General features: G+C 69.4%; 14 protein-coding genes, 1 rRNA gene and 1 pseudogene. 9 read left to right on the plus strand and 7 right to left on the minus strand.

Annotation, left to right across the window (positions count from 1 at the left end; translation table 11 throughout):
• Window positions 1–168: 168 nt before the first annotated feature.
• A complete protein-coding gene (locus NI25_RS30295) occupies window positions 169–2718 on the plus strand; it encodes an FHA domain-containing protein (protein WP_199561049.1) in 2550 nt (849 codons plus the stop codon).
• A 125-nt stretch (window positions 2719–2843) separates the two neighbouring features.
• Here the strand turns inward: NI25_RS30295 and NI25_RS30300 are convergent, their stop codons facing one another.
• The 3 genes from NI25_RS30300 to NI25_RS30310 form a co-directional block, all read right to left on the minus strand.
• Window positions 2844–3563, minus strand: a complete 720-nt coding sequence (locus NI25_RS30300) for a transglycosylase SLT domain-containing protein (RefSeq protein ID WP_061445499.1) — start codon at window positions 3561–3563, stop codon at window positions 2844–2846.
• 353 nt (window positions 3564–3916) lie between these two features.
• Window positions 3917–5101, minus strand: coding sequence for an S-adenosylmethionine:tRNA ribosyltransferase-isomerase (locus NI25_RS30305; protein WP_061445500.1), 1185 nt, complete (start codon window positions 5099–5101; stop codon window positions 3917–3919).
• Window positions 5101–5796 (minus strand): SDR family NAD(P)-dependent oxidoreductase, encoded by a 696-nt coding sequence (locus NI25_RS30310; RefSeq protein WP_061445501.1) that lies wholly within the window; start codon window positions 5794–5796, stop codon window positions 5101–5103. Before NI25_RS30310 ends, NI25_RS30305 begins: the two co-directional genes overlap by 1 nt.
• 217 nt (window positions 5797–6013) lie before the next feature.
• Between NI25_RS30310 and NI25_RS30315 the strand changes: the two genes are divergently transcribed.
• The 3 genes from NI25_RS30315 to chpE all read left to right on the plus strand — a co-directional run bounded on the left by NI25_RS30315 (window position 6014) and on the right by chpE (window position 8226).
• The gene (locus tag NI25_RS30315) at window positions 6014–7159 is read left to right on the plus strand and encodes a GAF domain-containing sensor histidine kinase (protein ID WP_061445502.1); all 1146 of its coding nucleotides are present in this window, start codon (window positions 6014–6016) and stop codon (window positions 7157–7159) included.
• A complete protein-coding gene (locus NI25_RS30320) occupies window positions 7152–7793 on the plus strand; it encodes a response regulator (RefSeq protein WP_061445503.1) in 642 nt (213 codons plus the stop codon). Before NI25_RS30315 ends, NI25_RS30320 begins: the two co-directional genes overlap by 8 nt.
• 184 nt (window positions 7794–7977) lie before the next feature.
• Window positions 7978–8226 carry a chaplin ChpE gene (chpE, locus tag NI25_RS30325; RefSeq protein WP_003977022.1) on the plus strand — a complete coding sequence of 83 codons (249 nt, stop codon included), beginning with the start codon at window positions 7978–7980 and terminating at the stop codon, window positions 8224–8226.
• Between the two features lie 183 nt (window positions 8227–8409).
• Here chpE and NI25_RS30330 read toward each other — a convergent pair whose 3' ends face one another.
• Window positions 8410–9195, minus strand: coding sequence for a hypothetical protein (locus NI25_RS30330; RefSeq protein WP_061445504.1), 786 nt, complete (start codon window positions 9193–9195; stop codon window positions 8410–8412).
• Window positions 9196–9348: 153 nt separating this feature from the next.
• Here NI25_RS30330 and NI25_RS30335 point away from each other — a divergent pair.
• The 3 genes and pseudogenes from NI25_RS30335 to NI25_RS30345 form a co-directional block, all read left to right on the plus strand.
• A pseudogene (locus NI25_RS30335) lies at window positions 9349–9879 on the plus strand (ABC transporter ATP-binding protein); the annotation flags it as partial.
• Window positions 9880–10200: 321 nt separating this feature from the next.
• Window positions 10201–10632: an NfeD family protein gene (locus NI25_RS30340; protein ID WP_061445506.1), complete on the plus strand. Its 432-nt coding sequence runs from the start codon at window positions 10201–10203 to the stop codon at window positions 10630–10632.
• A 177-nt stretch (window positions 10633–10809) separates the two neighbouring features.
• On the plus strand, window positions 10810–11769 hold the full coding sequence (locus NI25_RS30345) for an SPFH domain-containing protein (RefSeq protein ID WP_061445507.1): 960 nt from the start codon (window positions 10810–10812) through the stop codon (window positions 11767–11769).
• Between the two features lie 112 nt (window positions 11770–11881).
• On the opposite strand, the gene NI25_RS30350 is transcribed toward NI25_RS30345, so the two are convergent.
• From NI25_RS30350 to NI25_RS30360, 3 genes are all read right to left on the minus strand, one after another.
• The gene (locus NI25_RS30350) at window positions 11882–12388 is read right to left on the minus strand and encodes an HNH endonuclease (protein ID WP_007388340.1); all 507 of its coding nucleotides are present in this window, start codon (window positions 12386–12388) and stop codon (window positions 11882–11884) included.
• A 199-nt stretch (window positions 12389–12587) separates the two neighbouring features.
• Window positions 12588–13127, minus strand: a complete 540-nt coding sequence (locus tag NI25_RS30355) for a YbhB/YbcL family Raf kinase inhibitor-like protein (RefSeq protein WP_061445508.1) — start codon at window positions 13125–13127, stop codon at window positions 12588–12590.
• A gap of 64 nt (window positions 13128–13191) precedes the next feature.
• Window positions 13192–13974 carry a sporulation protein gene (locus tag NI25_RS30360; RefSeq protein ID WP_061445509.1) on the minus strand — a complete coding sequence of 261 codons (783 nt, stop codon included), beginning with the start codon at window positions 13972–13974 and terminating at the stop codon, window positions 13192–13194.
• Window positions 13975–14121: 147 nt separating this feature from the next.
• Between NI25_RS30360 and NI25_RS30365 the strand changes: the two genes are divergently transcribed.
• Together NI25_RS30365 and NI25_RS30370 are read left to right on the plus strand one after the other, a co-directional pair.
• Window positions 14122–14763: a DNA-3-methyladenine glycosylase gene (locus tag NI25_RS30365; protein WP_061445510.1), complete on the plus strand. Its 642-nt coding sequence runs from the start codon at window positions 14122–14124 to the stop codon at window positions 14761–14763.
• Between the two features lie 520 nt (window positions 14764–15283).
• Window positions 15284–16810: ribosomal RNA gene (locus tag NI25_RS30370) — 16S ribosomal RNA — on the plus strand.
• Window positions 16811–16941 lie beyond the last annotated feature (131 nt).

The following is a 16941-nucleotide window of genomic DNA, read 5'->3' on the forward strand; positions in this document are numbered from 1 at the left end:
GCAGGTTTCAACCCCGTCAACGGGAACGGCCGATGGGTGCCTACGCAGTTTTCACAAGGCCCGACTTTCGGTCAGGGGGGCGAGCCTGAAATAGTTCCCCCCGATGTTCGACATCCCTAGACTCCCCGCGACGGGAGCACATCGGGGGACAACTCAGTGGGGCATGGAGTGCCGGAACTCGTACTGGAATCCAATGGACGGACCTGGACGCTCGATCCGTCCCGGTCATACGCGCTAGGACGCGATCCGCAGGGGGAGCTTGTTTTCGACGATGCCAGGGTTTCCTGGCGGCATGCCACGATCAGTTTCAACGGCCGCAGTTGGGTGGTCGAGGATCACGGCAGCACCAACGGCACGTTCGTACACGGACAGCGCGTCCAGCAGATGGAACTCGGCGCCGGCACGGTGCTGAACCTGGGCAACGCGACCGACGGGCCGCGCGTGAGCCTGAGCGGCGCGCAGGCCCCGGCCGGCACCCCGCAGTCCCAGCCGCAGCAGCAGCCTTACGCCGCGCAGGGCGCCAACGCGGGCTGGGCCCAGCAGGCGCCGCCGCAGCAGGTGCCGCAGCACGGGCACCCGCACCAGGCCCAGCAGGCCGGCTGGCAGCAGCCGCAGCAACCGCCGCAGCAGGCCGCGCCGCACTTCCCCCAGCAGCAGGGCTCCGGCGGCGCGGCGGGGGCGTCACCGGTCCACGGCGACCGCAGCCCGACCACGTTCCACCAGTTCTCGCTCGGTCGCGTGATGCGCATCGGACGTGCCCTGGAGAACGAGCTGGTCGTCTCCGACCTTCAGGTCAGCCGCCACCACGCGGAGTTCCACTCGACGCCCGACGGGCGCATGGAGATCCGCGACCTGGGCTCGCACAACGGCACGTACGTCAACGGTCTGCCGATCGCCAAGGGCGGCTCCCAGCTGCTCGGCCCGACCGACATCGTGGGCGTCGGCCACTCGACGTTCCGGATCGTCGGCGACCGGCTCGAGGAGTTCGTCGACACCGGTGAGGTGTCCTTCTCCGCCCGGCACCTGACCGTCACGGTCGACGGCGGCAAGCAGATCCTCAAGGACGTCTCCTTCGGCGTACCCGAGAAGTCGCTGATCGCGGTCATCGGTCCGTCGGGATCCGGCAAGTCGACCCTGCTCAAGGCGCTCACCGGCTACCGGCCGGCCGACCAGGGCGAGGTCCTGTACGACAACCGGAACCTGTACAAGCAGTTCGCCGAACTGCGCCAGCGCATCGGTCTGGTCCCGCAGGACGACATCCTGCACAAGGAGCTGACCGTCAAGAAGGCCCTCAAGTACGCGGCGAAGCTGCGCTTCCCGGCCGACACCACGGCCGCCGAACGCGACGCCCGCATAGACGAGGTGCTGCGCGAGCTCAAGCTGGACATCCACAAGGACAAGAAGGTCACGTCCCTGTCCGGCGGCCAGCGCAAGCGCGTGTCCGTCGCCCTGGAACTGCTCACCAAGCCGTCACTGATCTTCCTGGACGAGCCGACCTCCGGCCTCGACCCGGGCATGGACCGCGACGTCATGCAGCTGCTGCGCGGCCTCGCCGACGACGGCCGCACCGTCCTCGTCGTCACCCACTCGGTGGCCGAGCTGGCGACCTGCGACAAGCTGCTGGTGATGGCGCCGGGCGGCTCGGTGGCGTACTTCGGCCCGCCCGAGGAAGCGCTGAACTTCTTCGGCTACGACACCTGGGCCGACGTCTTCTCCGCCTTCGAGAACTACCGCGACTACGACTGGGCCGGCCGCTGGAAGGGCTCGCAGCACTACCAGATGTACGCCGCGGACCTGGACGCCGTCGCGCCGCAGTCCGTACAGGTGCCGTCGATGCAGGCGATGAAGCCGCCGAAGCCACAGGGCTGGATGTCCCAGTTCGTGACGCTGGTGCGGCGCTACGTCTCGGTGATCGCCTCCGACAAGGGCTTCCTGGCCCTGATGGTGATCCTGCCGGCCGTGCTGGGCGCGGTGAGCCTGCTCATCGACGCGGACAAGGGCCTGCTGCCCAACCCGGCGAACCCGCAGACCGGTCGGATCATCCCCAACGGCACCGCCACCACGGTCCTGCTGATCCTCGCGGTCGGCGCCTGTTTCGCCGGCGCCGCGAACTCGGTCCGTGAGCTGATCAAGGAACGCGTGATCTACGAGCGGGAGCGCGCGACCGGGCTGTCCCGGTCCGCGTACCTGATGTCCAAGGTCTTCGTGCTCGGTCTGATCACCGTGGGACAGGGCCTGCTGGTCGGCGTGATCGGCTTCGCCTCCCGCGAGATCCCCGAGGAGGGGTTGATCCTGGGCGGCGCGACACTCGTCGAGCTGTCCCTGCCGATCATGGCGCTGGGCTTCACCTCGATGATGTTCGGCCTGATCATCTCCTCGCTGGTGAAGACCGCCGAGAAGACCATGCCGCTGCTGGTGATGTTCGCGATCATCCAGGTCGTCTTCACCGGCTGCCTCTTCGCCCTGAACGGCGCGGTCGGCGTCAACCAGTTCTCCTATCTGATGCCCTCGCGCTGGGCGGTCGCCGCCGCCGGTGCCACGCTGGACTTCAACAAGATCAGCCCGCCCGAGAAGGGGGCCGAGGCCGACCCGCTGTGGGAGCACACCGTCGGCGCCTGGGGACTGGACATGGCCGCGCTGATCGCCCTCGGCGTGATCTGCGGCTTCTTCGTCGCCCGCTTCCTGCGCCGGCACGAGCCCGAGGTCATGCGCAAGTAGCCCGAAATCCGGCGGCGGGCCCGAAGGCCCCCGCACGCCCCGAAGGGCGGCACCCCGTCAGGAGGGTGCCGCCCTTCGGCGTACGGTGCGGCGTCGGCGACGTCGTGAAGAGGTCCGCGCCGACCTCAGTACGCGCTGTCGACGTTGTCCATGGTGCCGTACTTGTCCGCGGCGTAGTTGCACGCGGCGGCGATGTTGGCGACCGGGTCGTAGATGTTCCAGGAGGTACCGGGCACGTGGTACGCCTTGAACGTCGGCGGGATGACCTGGAGCAGGCCCTTCGACGGGATGCCGTTGATGGCGTTGATGTCCCAGTCGTTGATGGCCTTCGGGTTGCCGGAGGACTCCCGCATGATGTTGCGGTGGATGCCCTCGTAGGTACCGGGGATGTCGTGCTTGGCCATGATGGCCCGGGCCTCGCGGATCCAGCCGTCGAGGTTGTTCGGGTAGGACTTGGGCGCGGCCTTCTTGACCTCGGTTCGCTGGGCGGAGCGGCTGGTGGACTCCTTGGCCGCACGCTTGGCGGCGGCCTTCTCGGCGGCGGCCTTCTTCTCGGCGGTCGCCTTCTTCGCGGCCGCCTCCTGCTTGGCCTCGATCGCGGCGACCTTCTGGCTGGCGCCGGCGAGCTGGCCGGTGACGCCGGCGTGCACGTCCTGGATCTGCTTGGTGCTGTACGCCACCTTGGCCGTCGGAGCGGCCTCGCTCGTGGTCGTCGTCTGACCGCTGGCCGGGACGGCGGTGAGGGCGACGGCGGCGGCGCCCAGCGCGCCGACACCGGCGATCGCGGCCTTCTGGTTGCGGTTCAGGGAACGACTGCGACCACGGGGGAGGATGTTCTTGAGCATGGCGGGATAGACCTCTTCGAATAGCGCGGAGGTCGCTCTCGTCCGGTGGGGACAGTTGGTGCTTCCGGCACAAACGCCGCGGGGGAGAACCCACGGCGCTGAGCGACGAGAGCAATTCTTAGCGGCCGCAAAATCCGGAGGCAAAGGTGTGACGTACGATCCGGGATAGTGGATCAGGGAACGGCAAAGCGGGGCAGATTGGACCATCTGCCCCGCTCAAAACGGACGAGTCGTTCTCCTACTCCTCTTCGTACGTGACGTGCGCCCTATGCCCGGGCTCACATCGGCCCCCCACCTTTCTCACTTTTGGTTGCTGAAGCAATGCAATGTGTAAGGGGGTGTGCGACGCCCCGCTACGGCAGGAGGAGATGGACGTCCCCGAACTCGTGCCACAGGTACCGACCCCGCACCGCCGCCTCGTACCCGCGGTCGATCGCCGCCCGCCCCGCCACCGCTTCCAGCATCAGCAGATGCGAGGCCTCGGGCTCGTGCAGGCCCGTCAGCAGTCCCTCCACCACCCGCACCCCGCGCTCCGGAGTCACCACCAGATCGGTCCACCCCGCACGGGCCCGCACCACCCCGTCGGCGCCGGCCGCCGACTCCACCGCCCGCACGGCCGTCGTCCCCACGGCCACCACCCGCCCGTCACCGGCGCGCACGGCGTTGATCAGCCGCGCCGACGCCTCCGGCACGGCGAACCGCTCCGGATACGGGGGCTCGTGCGACTCCGCCGACGCCACCCCCGTGTGCAGCGTCACCGGCGCGAACTGCACCCCGCGGCTCACCAGCTCCGCCACCAGCCGCGCCGTGAAGGGCCGCGCCGCGCTCGGCATCTCCGCACTGCCCGTCCCGTCCGTGGCCGGCAGCGCGAACACCGTCTGGTAGACGGACAGCGGCTGGTCCCGGTCCGTATAGGAGTAGCGGATGGGCCGCCCGTGCTCCCGCAGCAGCGCGGGCACCGCCACCCCCGACACCCGCGCCCACCACAACCGCTCCCCGCGCGCACTCAGCGGTTCCTCCAGCACCAGCCGGGCCCCGCCCGGCAGCCGCACCTTCGTCCCCGCCAGACCACCGCACCCGCGCCCCTCCACTCCATGCGCACGCGCAGGGGAGACGCCTGTCGCCGCCCCGTGCGCCCGCGGGCCGCCCGTCGCGTCCGCACGTGCGCCGTCCGTTCCCTCCGCACGCGCGCGTGCGAGGCCCGCTACCTCCGCACGCGGACGCGTGGTGCCCCTCCCGTCCGGTTCCCGCAGCTCCACCGCCCAGCGGCCGTCGTCCCCGCGCGTGGAGAAGTGCACCACCACGCGCGCGTGCCCGACCCGGCCGTCCACGGCGGCGGCCAGCGTGGGCGAGGTGTTGACCACCAGCAGATCACCGGCCCGCAGCAGTCCCGGCAGCTCCCCGAACGCGTGGTGGGACACCTCGGTGCCGTGCGACACCAGCATCCGAACGCCGTCCCGGTCCAGGCCCGGCCCCCGCTGCTCCACCGGCACCCGGGCCGACAACTCCTCCGGGACCCTCACCGCCGGCGACGACATCACCGCGCCTCCAGCAGCGCCGGAGCCCCGTAGCGCCCACTCGCCGGCCGCTCGTCCAGCAGCCGCAGCAACGCCGGCACGACGCTCGCCGGATCCGGCCGCGGATCGTCGTCGTCCGGTACCGCCGCGGCGTACAGATCCGTGGCCATGTCCCCCGGATCGACCGCCCACACCCGCAGCCCCGGCTCCTCGGCACCGAGCACCGCCGCCAGCTGGTCCAGGGCCGCCTTCGACGCCCCGTAGCCGCCCCACGTCTCGTACGCCTCGGCGGCCGCGTCCGAGCTGACCGTCACCACCGCGCCCGCCGGAGCCGCCCGCAGCAGCGGCAGCGCCTCCCGGACCAGGCCCAGCGCGGCCACGACGTTCACCTCCAGGGCCCGCCGCAGGCCCTCCAGCGGCAGCTCCTCCAGCCGCACCAGCGGCTCGGCGCCCAGCGCGCTCGCATTGCTGACCAGCAGATCCACGCCGCCCAGCCGCCGGGCCTCGGCCACCAGCCCCGCCCGGTGCCAGGAGTCGGTGACGTCACCGGGCAACGCCGCCACGCGCGTGCCGTACGCCTCCAGCGCCGTCGCCGCCTCCTTGAGCACCTCGGGATTCCTGGCGTCCAGCACCAGGTCCCACCCCCGTGCCGCCAAGGCTTCGGCAAGCGCCCGGCCCAGTCCCTTCGACGCCCCCGTGATGATCGCAACCGGCATGGCACACGTCCCCTTCGTCGTCCCCGCCGCCCGTTCGGCCGGCGTGAGCCCAACGTAGGAACCCGGCGCCACCGGTCACCTCGGGCACGGGTCCCGGCCGGGGCGGGCCCTTCGCCCTAGGCCCGGCGGGCGGGACCCGGGACCTAGTCCCACCGCCCTAGGCGACGCCCGCCACCGGGCCGATCCGGCCCCCACCCCCCGCGGGTACCGTGAGGACATGAGCCACGGCCCCCGGTCCGGCCTCACCGCGGTGAGTTCCGCGCTGCTGGCCATGAGCAGGCACCTCGAGGTGCGCGACGTCCTCAAGACGATCGTCGCCTCGGCCCGCGAGCTGCTCGACGCGCAGTACGCCGCCCTCGGCGTCCCCGACGACCACGGCGGCTTCGCCCAGTTCGTGGTCGACGGCGTCAGCGACGAGCAGTGGAAGGCCATCGGCCCCCTGCCGCGCCAGCACGGCATCCTCGCCGCGATGCTCCACGAGGCCACCCCCGAGCGCCTCGGCGACGTCCGCAAGGACCCCCGCTTCGGGGGCTGGCCCTCCGCCCACCCGGACCTGGTCGACTTCCTCGGCCTGCCGATCCGCGACGGCGACGAGGTCATCGGTGCCCTCTTCCTGGCCAACAAGAACTGTCCCAAACCCACGGGCACCTGCGGCTTCACACAGGACGACGAGGAACTGCTCGGCATCCTCGCCCAGCACGCCGCGATCGCCCTCACCAACGCGCGTCTGTACGAGCGCAGCCGCGAGCTGACCATCGCCGAGGAGCGCTCCCGCCTCGCCCACGAACTGCACGACGCGGTCAGCCAGAAGCTGTTCTCACTGCGCCTGACCGCCCAGGCCGCCACCGCCCTGGTCGACCGGAACCCCGCGCGGGCCAAGGACGAGCTGCACCAGGTCGCCACGCTCGCCGCGGAGGCCGCCGACGAACTGCGCGCCGCCGTCGTCGAGCTGCGCCCCGCCGCCCTGGAGGAGGACGGCCTCGTCGCCACCCTGCGCACCCAGATCCAGGTCCTCGACCGTGCCCACTCCGCCCGCGTCACCTTCACCGGCCGCGGCGTCAAGGCCCTGCCCGCCGCCCAGGAGGAGGCGATGCTGCGCGTGGCCCAGGAGGCCCTGCACAACGCCCTGCGCCACTCCGGAGCGGAACACGTCGACGTGACCCTGCACCGGCGGGGCACAGGAACCGTCCTGCGCGTCACCGACGACGGCGGCGGCTTCGACCCCCGCACGGTGCGCCGCGCCGGACGCCACCTGGGCCTGGTCTCCATGCGGGACCGGGCGAACGGCACCGGCGGCCGGCTGACCGTGCGGTCCGCGCCCGGCGAGGGCACCACGATCGAGATGGAGGTTCCCGGTGGCTGACGCGATCAAGGTCCTGCTCGTCGACGACCACCAGGTGGTCCGCCGGGGACTGCGCACCTTCCTGGAGGTGCAGGACGACATCGAAGTGGTCGGCGAGGCCGCCGACGGCGCCGAGGGCGTCGACCGCGCCCAGGAGCTGAAACCCGACGTGATCCTCATGGACGTCAAGATGCCGGGCATGGACGGCGTCGACGCCCTGCGCAGACTCCGGGAACTGGACAACCACGCGCGCGTGCTGGTCGTCACCAGCTTCACCGAGCAGCGCACCGTCGTCCCCGCCCTGCGCGCGGGCGCCGCCGGATACGTCTACAAGGACGTCGACCCCGACGCGCTGGCCGGTGCCATCCGCTCCGTCCACGCCGGGCACATCCTGCTCCAGCCCGAGGTCGCGGGCGCCCTGCTGAGCCAGGAGGAGACCAGCTCCGGGCCGGGCCGAGCGGGTTCCCTCACGGAGCGGGAGCGCGAGGTGCTGGGCCTGATCGCGGACGGCCGCTCCAACCGGGAGATCGCGCGTGCGCTGATCCTCTCCGAGAAGACCGTGAAGACCCACGTCTCGAACATCCTCATGAAACTCGACCTCGCGGACCGCACCCAGGCGGCCCTGTGGGCCGTGCGCCACGGCGTGACCGGCTGAGCGACCGCCGACTGCCGTGACCGGGCCGCTCCTGTACGCGGCGGGGCGGCGGAGGGTTCCCCTCCGGTCGGAGATTCATACCGTCGTGGGAATGTCCCCCATATGGCGCATCCTTCGAGGGGTCCGGCCGTTCTTCAGGGCGCACCACGGCGACTGCCGCGGTGATCGCAAGGAGGGCTTGTAAGTGAAGAACCTGAAGAAGGCAGCGGCCGTGACGATGGTGGCCGGCGGGCTGATCGCCGCCGGCGCGGGCATGGCTTCCGCCACCGACGGCGGCGCCCACGCCCACGGCAAGGCCGTCGGCTCCCCGGGCGTCGCCTCCGGCAACCTGGTGCAGGCGCCGATCCACATCCCGGTCAACGCCGTCGGCAACAGCGTCAACGTCATCGGCGTCCTGAACCCGGCCTTCGGCAACCTGGGCGTCAACCACTGACGCAGGCCACCCCTCCCACCCGTGCCACCCCGCCAGCGGGCAGTCGCGTGCCGCCCGAGCAGCGGGCAGTCGTGCCGCTGGGGCGGCACGGGTGGGCGCTGCGGCACCTCGCCGGCGCCGAGCAGCGCATCCCCCCGCCCCACGCCCCCACTCACGCCGGGCCGCCGCCAAGACACGGCACCGTCACTCGGGCCGCTCCACCACAACGGAGTTGTACGCCGCGACCTGCGCCCGCCGAGCCACCCGCTCCACCGGCCTGAGCGCATCCCCCCGCGCGGCCATCTCGGACGCGCTCACCGCACCCCCGTGCCCGTTCTCGGACGCCAGCGACACCAGCATCCCCACCCGCTGCGCCAACTCCAGCACCCGCACCGCCCGCGGCGGGTACCCCGGCGCCAGCACCTCCCGCCCAGAGGACCGCTCCGCCCGCGCCCGGTACGCCGCGACCGCGGCCTCCGCCACCGGCCCCGACCCGGCGACGTCCAGCCGCGTCAGCACCTCCGTCGCGTCCCGCAGCGCCTCCGCCAGCTCCCGCTCCGCCTCCCCGAGCGAGGGCACGTCCGCCGGCGGCGCCTCCCGCACCGGCAGGCAGTGCCACACCACCTCGACGTGCACGTCACCCTCGGGCCCCGCCTCGTACACCTCCGGCACCAGCCCCAGCGCCGCCCCCTCGCAGATCACCGCCTCCTCGGCCTCCAGGGCCCGCGCGTTGAACTCCGGCGGCCCGCTCAGCCCCAGCGGATGCCCCGGCGCGGGCAGCGCGACCCGTAGCCCACTCGCCCCGAGCGCGCGAAGCCGCCCCAGTGCGAGCGTGAGACCGACCGGCGCGTCCTCACCCGGCAGCCCCTCCACCCGGTGCACGGCGTCGTCGCCCACGATCGCGACCGCGGCGTCGTCCGGCGAGACCATGTGGGCAATAAGGGCATTTCCCCAGGCGGCAAGGCGCCCTGCGCGTGGTTCCGAGAGCATGCCCCCACCCTAAGGAGCGGACCGATGGAACAGTGAAGCCGACCGGTGGCGTAGATTTCGTGGAGGGGCCTGCGCCCACCGGCGCCGCGGCCCGAGCCACAGGTGTACGCGACAGCCGAGACCGGCCACAATGCAAGGGGAGACAACGCGCTCATGAGCGATGTTCTGGAGCTTCAGGACGTATCCGTGGTCCGCGAGGGCCGGGCTCTGGTGGACCAGGTCTCCTGGTCGGTCAAGGAGGGCGAGCGCTGGGTCATCCTCGGCCCCAACGGCGCCGGCAAGACCACCCTCCTCAATGTCGCGTCCAGCTACCTCTACCCGAGCAACGGCACCGCCACCATCCTCGGCGAGACGCTCGGCAAGCCCGGCACCGACGTCTTCGAGCTGCGTCCGCGCATCGGCGTCGCCGGCATCGCCATGGCCGACAAGCTGCCCAAGCGCCAGACCGTCCTGCAGACCGTCCTGACCGCCGCGTACGGCATGACGGCCGGCTGGCAGGAGGAGTACGAGGACATCGACGAGCAGCGCGCCCGTGCCTTCCTCGACCGCCTCGGCATGACCGAGTACCTGGACCGCAGGTTCGGCACCCTCTCCGAGGGCGAGCGCAAGCGCACCCTGATCGCCCGCGCCCTGATGACCGACCCCGAACTGCTCCTCCTCGACGAGCCCGCCGCCGGCCTCGACCTCGGCGGCCGCGAAGACCTCGTCCGCCGCCTCGGACGGCTCGCCCGCGACCCCATCGCACCCTCCATGATCATGGTGACCCACCACGTCGAGGAGATCGCCCCCGGCTTCACCCACGTCCTGATGATCCGTCAGGGCAGGGTCCTGGCCGCCGGCCCCCTGGAGCTCGAACTCACCTCCCGCAACCTGTCCCACTGCTTCGGACTCCCGCTCATCGTCGAGCAGGCCGGGGACCGTTGGACCGCGAAGGGGCTCCCGCTGTCCTGACCCGCCCCCCGTGCGCCCTGTCCCCGACGTCCCCAACGGACCTACCATGACAGCGTGAACGACATCGACGCATGGGTGTGGTGGCTCGTCGCCGCGGCAGCGCTCGGAATCCCGCTCGTGGTGACCGCGATGCCGGAGTTCGGGATGTTCGCCGTCGGCGCGGTCGCCGCCGCCGTCACCTCAGGGCTGGGCGCGGACCTGGTCGTCCAGGTCCTCGTCTTCGTCATCGTCTCGGTCGCCCTCATCGCCGTCGTACGGCCCGTCGCCGCCCGGCACCGCGCCCAACAGCCCCAACTGGCCTCCGGCGTGGCCGCGCTGAAGGGCAGACAGGCCGTCGTCACCGAGCGCGTCGACGGCGCCGGCGGGCGCATCAAACTCGCCGGAGAGATCTGGTCGGCACGCGCCCTCGACACCGGGCGCGTCTTCGAGCCCGGCGAGGAAGTGGACGTGGTGGAGATCGACGGAGCCACGGCCGTCGTCATGTGACCCCGCCGTGCCACAAGTGGCCCGAACGACCCCCGAGGCGTGCGACGGTCTGTCAGACTCGACCAGCAAGATCCTCAACAGCCGTAAGATCAGCACTAGTCAGAGCCGGACAGCGGTCCGGTCGCCGATAGGATCTGCCGGAGCGCCGAGGCGGAGAAGGGGACGGGGACAACCACGATGGAACCGATCATCATCGTCCTGATCATCCTGGTGGTGTTGGTCTTCATCGCCCTGATCAAAACCATCCAGGTCATCCCACAGGCCAGCGCCGCCATCGTCGAGCGCTTCGGCCGCTACACGCGGACCCTCAACGCGGGCCTCAACATCGTGGTCCCGTTCATCGACACCATCCGCAACCGCATCGACCTGCGCGAACAGGTCGTCCCCTTCCCACCGCAGCCGGTCATCACCCAGGACAACCTGGTCGTCAACATCGACACCGTCATCTACTACCAGGTGACCGACGCCCGCGCCGCCACCTACGAGGTCGCCAGCTACATCCAGGCGATCGAGCAGCTCACCGTCACCACTCTGCGGAACATCATCGGCGGCATGGACCTGGAGCGGACCCTGACCTCCCGCGAGGAGATCAACGCGGCCCTGCGCGGGGTCCTCGACGAGGCCACCGGCAAGTGGGGCATCCGCGTCAACCGCGTCGAGCTCAAGGCCATCGAACCGCCCACCTCCATCCAGGACTCCATGGAGAAGCAGATGCGCGCCGACCGCGACAAGCGCGCCGCGATCCTCCAGGCCGAAGGTGTCCGGCAGTCCGAGATCCTGCGCGCCGAGGGTGAGAAGCAGTCCCAGATCCTGCGCGCCGAAGGTGAGGCCAAGGCCGCGGCCCTGCGCGCCGAGGGCGAGGCCCAGGCCGTCCGCACCGTCTTCGAGGCCATCCACGCCGGAGACCCGGACCAGAAGCTGCTCTCGTACCAGTACCTCCAGATGCTCCCGAAGATCGCCGAGGGCGACGCCAACAAGCTCTGGATCGTCCCCAGCGAAATCGGCGACGCCCTCAAGGGTCTCTCCGGCGCCATGGGCAACATCGGCGGCCTGGGCGGCGGTTCGGGCAGCGGAGGCGGCAACGGCGGCGCGAGCGTCCCCGCCCAGGAACGCCGCGAGAAGCCGTCGATCGACTGACGGTACTTCTGAGCGCCGGGCAATCCCCGCGTCCCGAGGGGGCGCGGGGGACTGCGCGACAAGCCACGACGAACCCGCAGTCAGCGACGCACAGCACCCCCACGGTGGGCACTCACGCCGCGTCCAGCACCAACCACTCCGGCAGCGCGGCGAAGTCGTCCCGGGCCAGCGCCAGCAACATCGCGTCCGCGGGAGTCGGCTCGAACGGCTCCCGGAGCAACGGCATCCCCGCCTGCTCCGGAGTCCGGTTCGCCTTCCGGTGATTGTCCTCCGCGCACGAGGCCACCGTGTTCAGCCACGTGTCCTGCCCGCCGTGCGACCGCGGCACCACGTGGTCGACGGTCGTCGCCCGCCGCCCGCAGTACGCGCACCGGTGCCGGTCCCGGACCAGCACGCCCCGCCTCGACCACGGAGCGCGTCTTCGGAACGGCACCCGTACGTATTGGCACAGCCTGATCACCCGCGGCGCGGGTATGTCGAGCGCGGCTCCGCGCATGCGCAGCGAGGGGTGGGCCTGTTCGACGACGGCCTTGTCCTGGAGCACCAGAACGACGGCTCGATTCAACGTCACCGTCGACAACGGCTCGAAGCTCGCGTTCAGCACCAGCGTGTCCCGCATACCAGCCCACCTCCCGTGCGCACCGGCCCACCCCCTGGCGGGCTGGGAACAACTCTGGCCGGGCACGCCGGGATGGACAACGCAATATCTGCTGCTCCGACGAGGGATACCCCCTCGCCACCCCCGGCAACAAAAATGCCCGCCCCTGATCCATTCCAAGACCGGGAGCGGGCAAACGTTCCATGAACGCTCGGAACACTCAGCTGTCCGCGGGCACCTCGTACTCCCCGATCAGCTGGGCACGCGCGATCGTGTGGAACCGCAGGTTGAAGCCGACGAAGGCGGGGGTGCCGTCCGCGTCCGGCCCGAGCTTCTCCTGGTCCACGGCGTACACCGTGAACACATACCGGTGCGGTCCGTCCCCGGCCGGCGGCGCGGCACCGCCGAACTCCTTGCTGCCGTAGTCGTTGCGCGCCTGTACGGCCCCCGCGGGCAGTCCCTCGAACGCGCCGCTGCCCGCGCCCGCCGGCAGCTCGGTCACCGAGGCCGGGAGGTCGAACACCACCCAGTGCCAGAATCCGCTGCCCGTCGGGGCGTCCGGGTCGTAGCAGGTCACGGCGAAGCTCTTGGTCTCGGCAGGGAAGCCCTCCCACCGCAGATGCGGCGAGGTGTTCCCGGCCGCGTAGACCTGAGCGTCCTTGAGCGTCCCGCCCTCCTGAACGTCCTCACTCGTGACGGTGAACGACGGCACGGGCGGGTGGAAGTCATGGGGGAGCGGACGCCGCTTCAGCTCGGTCACCTCGGTACCTCCTGATGTTCTGGTGCAGAGACGACCGAGCCTACGGGCTTCTCCCCTGGATCCCTCAGAACCAGTTGCGCTTGCTGCCGACCTCCGACAGCCACTGGTTGAGGTACGCCGTCCAGTCGGTGCCCTGGTAGTCGTTCAGCCCGACCTTGAAGGAACGGAACGTGTCGCTGCCCTCGCTGAACAGCCCGGGCTTCTTGTCCATCTCCAGCACGACGTCCATCGCCTGCGCGTCGGCGACGAAGCTCAGCTCGACCTGGTTCAGCCCGCGGTACTGCTGCGGCGGGAAGAACTCGATCTCCTGGTAGAAGGGGAGCTGCTGCCGCGTACCCCGGATGTGACCGCGCTCCATGTCCGCGCTCTTGAAACGGAAGCCCAGGCCGATGAACGCGTCCAGGATCGCCTTCTGCGCCGGCAGCGGGTGCACGTTGATCGGGTCCAGGTCACCGGAGTCCACGGCGCGCGCGATCTCCAGCTCCGTGGTGACGCCGATGTTCATCCCGCGCAGCGCCTGCCCGTCGATCATGGTGATCGGCGTCTCCCACGGAATCTCGAGGCCGAACGGCACCGCGTGCACCGCACCGGCCTTCAGCGCGAAGGCACCGCCGAGCCGCACCTTGGTGAACTCGATGTCCTGCTTGTACTCCTGGTCGCCGCTCTCCACCTCGACCTTGGCCTGGAGCCCGACCGACAGCCCCTCGATCTCCTGGTCGACGGACCCTCCCTGGATCCGCACCTCGCCCTGGACGACACCCCCCGGAACGACGTTGACCTCGCTCAGCACGGTCTCGACCGAAGCCCCGCCGGCCCCCAGGCTCGCGAGCAGCTTCTTGAACGCCATGTCTCTCCCTCTCCAGGCTTACGTGTGGATCCTCGATCCATACAAACGCGATCCGGCTGTGGCCGGTTCCGCGCCCCACACCCTGGCAAGGCGGACGCTCCGTGACCACCCCCGCGCACGGTCCCGGCTGCGTTACGCTCGGACGGCATGATCGCGAGCCCCGACCGTACGCCCCTGCCCAGGGACTTCTTCGACCGCCCCGTTCTCGAGGTGGCACCCGACCTCCTGGGCCGCATCCTGCTGCGCAACACCCCGGACGGTCCGATCGCCCTCCGCCTGACGGAGGTGGAGGCCTACGACGGTCAGAACGACCCCGGTTCCCACGCCTACCGAGGCCGCACCCCCCGCAACGAAGTGATGTTCGGCCCGCCCGGCCACGTGTACGTCTACTTCACCTACGGCATGTGGTTCTGCATGAACCTGGTGTGCGGTCCCGAGGGCCGGTCGAGCGCGGTTCTGCTCCGGGCCGGCGAGATCATCGAGGGCGCCGAGCTGGCCCGGGCCCGCCGACTCTCGGCCCGCAACGACAAGGAACTGGCCAAAGGCCCGGCCCGCCTCGCCACCGCCCTGGGCGTGGACCGCGCGCTGAACGGCACGGACGCGTGCACCTCCGAGGACACCCCGCTGCGCATCCTGACGGGCGCTGCCGTCCCCGGTGACCAGGTACGCAACGGTCCCCGGACGGGTGTGGCCGGCGAAGGCGGCGTCCATCCCTGGCGCTACTGGGTCGCCGACGACCCGACGGTCAGCCCGTACCGGGCACATGTCCCGAGGAAGCGCCGAAGTTGACTCTCCTTTGGGAGACGCGTAACGTAGCCCGAGCCGCTTGACCCGGGTACGGCAATCGCCTGCAGCCGGAAGCGGCCAACCCACTACCTACGACTTCCCTCAGCGGGAGCGAATTCGGCATGTCCGCATGCTCGAATTCGAACTCGCAGGACTCGATTATGAGTCCCCGGAGAAATCGGCTAACGTAGTGAATGTCGAAAGGCCGACGGGCGAAAGCCGGAAGCCGACGACAAAACCCGCCGACAGGGAATCGGATCGGAAAAGATCTGATAGAGTCGGAAACGTAAGACCGAAGGGAAGCGCCCGGAGGAAAGCCCGAGAGGGTGAGTACAAAGGAAGCGTCCGTTCCTTGAGAACTCAACAGCGTGCCAAAAGTCAACGCCAGATATGTTGATACCCCGACCTGATCGGTTCGATCGGGTTGAGGTTCCTTTGAAATACACAGCGAGGACGCTGTGAACGTCGGGATTATTCCTCCCGATGTTCCGCTCTCGTGGTGTCACCCGATTACGGGTAAACATTCACGGAGAGTTTGATCCTGGCTCAGGACGAACGCTGGCGGCGTGCTTAACACATGCAAGTCGAACGATGAACCACCTTCGGGTGGGGATTAGTGGCGAACGGGTGAGTAACACGTGGGCAATCTGCCCTGCACTCTGGGACAAGCCCTGGAAACGGGGTCTAATACCGGATACTGACCTGCCAAGGCATCTTGGCGGGTCGAAAGCTCCGGCGGTGCAGGATGAGCCCGCGGCCTATCAGCTTGTTGGTGAGGTAATGGCTCACCAAGGCGACGACGGGTAGCCGGCCTGAGAGGGCGACCGGCCACACTGGGACTGAGACACGGCCCAGACTCCTACGGGAGGCAGCAGTGGGGAATATTGCACAATGGGCGCAAGCCTGATGCAGCGACGCCGCGTGAGGGATGACGGCCTTCGGGTTGTAAACCTCTTTCAGCAGGGAAGAAGCGAAAGTGACGGTACCTGCAGAAGAAGCGCCGGCTAACTACGTGCCAGCAGCCGCGGTAATACGTAGGGCGCAAGCGTTGTCCGGAATTATTGGGCGTAAAGAGCTCGTAGGCGGCTTGTCGCGTCGGTTGTGAAAGCCCGGGGCTTAACCCCGGGTCTGCAGTCGATACGGGCAGGCTAGAGTTCGGTAGGGGAGATCGGAATTCCTGGTGTAGCGGTGAAATGCGCAGATATCAGGAGGAACACCGGTGGCGAAGGCGGATCTCTGGGCCGATACTGACGCTGAGGAGCGAAAGCGTGGGGAGCGAACAGGATTAGATACCCTGGTAGTCCACGCCGTAAACGGTGGGCACTAGGTGTGGGCAACATTCCACGTTGTCCGTGCCGCAGCTAACGCATTAAGTGCCCCGCCTGGGGAGTACGGCCGCAAGGCTAAAACTCAAAGGAATTGACGGGGGCCCGCACAAGCGGCGGAGCATGTGGCTTAATTCGACGCAACGCGAAGAACCTTACCAAGGCTTGACATACACCGGAAAGCATCAGAGATGGTGCCCCCCTTGTGGTCGGTGTACAGGTGGTGCATGGCTGTCGTCAGCTCGTGTCGTGAGATGTTGGGTTAAGTCCCGCAACGAGCGCAACCCTTGTCCCGTGTTGCCAGCAACTCTTCGGAGGTTGGGGACTCACGGGAGACCGCCGGGGTCAACTCGGAGGAAGGTGGGGACGACGTCAAGTCATCATGCCCCTTATGTCTTGGGCTGCACACGTGCTACAATGGCCGGTACAATGAGCTGCGATACCGCAAGGTGGAGCGAATCTCAAAAAGCCGGTCTCAGTTCGGATTGGGGTCTGCAACTCGACCCCATGAAGTCGGAGTCGCTAGTAATCGCAGATCAGCATTGCTGCGGTGAATACGTTCCCGGGCCTTGTACACACCGCCCGTCACGTCACGAAAGTCGGTAACACCCGAAGCCGGTGGCCCAACCCCTTGTGGGAGGGAGCTGTCGAAGGTGGGACTGGCGATTGGGACGAAGTCGTAACAAGGTAGCCGTACCGGAAGGTGCGGCTGGATCACCTCCTTTCTAAGGAGCACTTCTTACCGGTCTTCGGACTGGTCAGAGGCCAGGATGCGAGCGAACGTCTCGCACTGGTTGCTCATGGGTGGAACGTTGACTACTCGGTCGGGACCACGGGTCGGTGGCTGCTAGTACTG

Origin of the sequence: Streptomyces sp. CCM_MD2014, assembly GCF_000772045.1 — a bacterium.
Taxonomy (GTDB): domain Bacteria; phylum Actinomycetota; class Actinomycetes; order Streptomycetales; family Streptomycetaceae; genus Streptomyces; species Streptomyces salinarius.